Below are 2,985 nucleotides of genomic sequence, written 5' to 3'. Positions count from 1 at the left end.
AAAGCCCTCTCGGTTTTCACCTTGAGGGCTTTGTTTTGCGTTTTGCGTTGTTTGTTTTGTGGGAAGAGAATTTGTCGTGTGGTTTGTGTTTATCGTTGTCTTGTCCTTTGCAGGCCTGGCAGCGACCTACTCTCCCGCGTCTTGAGACGGAGTACCATTGGCGCTGGGGAGTTTCACGGCCGAGTTCGGGATGGGATCGGGTGCATTTCTCCCCGCCATGACCACCAGGCCGGCGAAGGGCAAGAGCTCAACCCTTTTTGGGTGGGTTGAGCGTGACGATTGGTCTTTGGCGATGGGTTTTGCGTCCATCGGATCGTGTTTGGTTTGTCCTGTTGTTCATCTTTTTGGGATGGACAGGGATAATGAGAGCGATGAAGCCGATCGAGCTATTAGTACCGGTAAGCTTCACGCATTGCTGCGCTTCCACACCCGGCCTATCGACGTGGTGGTCTTCCACGGCTCTGATAGGGAGCACTGGTTTTGAGGTTCGTTTCCCGCTTAGATGCCTTCAGCGGTTATCGAGTCCATACTTAGCTACCCTGCAATGCGGCTGGCGCCACAACAGGTCCACCAGAGGTATGTCCATCCCGGTCCTCTCGTACTAGGGACAGATCCTCTCAATACTCCTACACCCACGGCAGATAGGGACCGAACTGTCTCACGACGTTCTGAACCCAACTCACGTACCACTTTAATCGGCGAACAGCCGAACCCTTGGGACCTTCTCCAGCCCCAGGATGTGATGAGTCGACATCGAGGTGCCAAACGATGCCGTCGATATGGACTCTTGGGCATCATCAGCCTGTTATCCCCGGCGTACCTTTTATCCGTTGAGCGATGGCCCGTCCACGAGGGACCACCGGATCACTATGGCCGTCTTTCGACTCTGCTCGACGTGTCAGTCTCGCAGTCAGGCAGGCTTATGCCATTGCACTCGTCGACCGATTTCCGACCGGTCTGAGCCTACCTTCGCGCGCCTCCGTTACTCTTTGGGAGGCGACCGCCCCAGTCAAACTACCCACCACACACTGTCCCGGACCCGGATGACGGGCCGCGGTTAGACAGTCATGACGATAAGGGTGGTATTTCAAGGATGGCTCCATGAGAGCTGGCGCCCCCACTTCATAGCCTACCACCTATCCTACACATGCCGACACGAATGCCAGTGTGAAGCTATAGTAAAGGTGCACGGGGTCTTTCCGTCTGACCGCAGGAACCCCGCATCTTCACGGGGAATTCAATTTCACTGAGCCTGTGCTGGAGACAGCGGGGAAGTCGTTACGCCATTCGTGCAGGTCGGAACTTACCCGACAAGGAATTTCGCTACCTTAGGACCGTTATAGTTACGGCCGCCGTTTACCGGGGCTTCAATTCGGAGCTTGCACCCCTCCTCTTAACCTTCCGGCACCGGGCAGGCGTCAGACCCTATACGTCGCCTTAGCGGCTTCGCAGAGCCCTGTGTTTTTGTTAAACAGTCGCCACCCCCTAGTCTGTGCCCCCCGATCTTGGTTGCCCAAAACCGGGGCCTCCTTCTCCCGAAGTTACGGAGGCAATTTGCCGAGTTCCTTCAGCACAATTCGCTCAACGCCTTGGTATACTCTACCAGTCCACCTGTGTCGGTTTCGGGTACGGTCTGATGCAGGGGCTATTTCCTGGAACGCTGAGACCGCATCCCCAATCCGTTAAGGGAATACGATCCTTCACATCCGTCACCACCTGCTGGCTGAGGAATATTCACCTCATTCCCATCGACTACGCCTGTCGGCCTCGCCTTAGGGACCGGCTAACCCTGCGAAGACTAGCTTTACGCAGGAACCCTTGGACTTTCGGCGAGGGTGCTTCTCACACCCTTAGCGTTACTCATGTCAGCATTCTCACTTCCGATACCTCCAGAGGTGGTCGCCCATCCTCCTTCACAGGCCTACGGAACGCTCCGCTACCGCTTGCACAAGTGCAAACCCATAGTTTCGGTGCACGGCTTGAGCCCCGTTACATTGTCCGCGCAGGAACCCTTGTCTAGACCAGTGAGCTGTTACGCTTTCTTTAAATGATGGCTGCTTCTAAGCCAACATCCTGGTTGTTTTGGGATTCCCACATCGTTTCACACTTAGCCGTGACTTCGGGACCTTAACTGATGGTCAGGGTTGTTGCCCTCTTCACGACGGACGTTAGCACCCGCCGTGTGTCTGCCGGATAGTACTCTCGGGTATTCGGAGTTTGCTTAAGATCGGTAAGTCTGTAGGACCCCCTTGCCTATGCAGTGCTCTACCCCCCGAGGTATTCGTCCGACGCTCTACCTAAATAGATTTCGCGGAGAACCAGCTATTTCGAGGTTTGATTGGCCTTTCACCCCTAGTCACAAGTCATCCCCGACTTTTTCAACAGGCGTGGGTTCGGCCCTCCAGTGCGTGTTACCGCACCTTCAGCCTGCTCATGACTAGATCACCTCGTTTCGGGTCTAATCCGTCGAACTGAACGCCCTGTTCAGACTCGCTTTCGCTGCGCCTACACCTAACGGCTTAAGCTCGCTCGACAGACTAAGTCGCTGACCCATTATACAAAAGGTACGCCGTCAGCATTGCAGCCTCCGACTGTTTGTAGGCATCCGGTTTCAGGTACTCTTTCACTCCCCTCGTCGGGGTGCTTTTCACCTTTCCCTCACGGTACTGGTTCGCTATCGGTCGCTGAGGAGTACTTAGGCTTGGAGGGTGGGCCCCCCACGTTCAGACAGGATTGCACGTGTCCCGCCTTACTCAAGGATCAATCAAACATCTACACATACGGGGCTGTCACCCATAACGCCGGCCTTTCCAGACCGTTCTGCTTTAGTTTGATTGACCACTGGCCTGGTCCGCGTTCGCTCGCCACTACTTGCGGAGTCTCGGTTGATGTCCTTTCCTGCAGGTACTTAGATGTTTCACTTCCCTGCGTTCGCCTCTAATCCCCTATGTATTCAAGGATCAGATATCTTCATAATCGCAAACA

At 54.9% G+C, this 2,985-nt stretch carries 2 rRNA genes (1 of these 2 running past the window's edge); both read right to left on the bottom strand.

The features are described 5' to 3' along the window. Positions 1–113: 113 nt before the first annotated feature. A 5S ribosomal RNA gene (rrf, locus tag CXZ10_RS20510) occupies positions 114–229 on the bottom strand. Between the two features lie 139 nt (positions 230–368). Beyond that, a 23S ribosomal RNA gene (locus tag CXZ10_RS20505) occupies positions 369–2,985 on the bottom strand; it runs 212 nt beyond the window's last position.

It is taken from the genome of Pleomorphomonas diazotrophica (genome assembly GCF_002844595.1).
Taxonomy (GTDB): domain Bacteria; phylum Pseudomonadota; class Alphaproteobacteria; order Rhizobiales; family Pleomorphomonadaceae; genus Pleomorphomonas; species Pleomorphomonas diazotrophica.
This window is presented reverse-complemented; position numbering and strand designations above follow the sequence as displayed.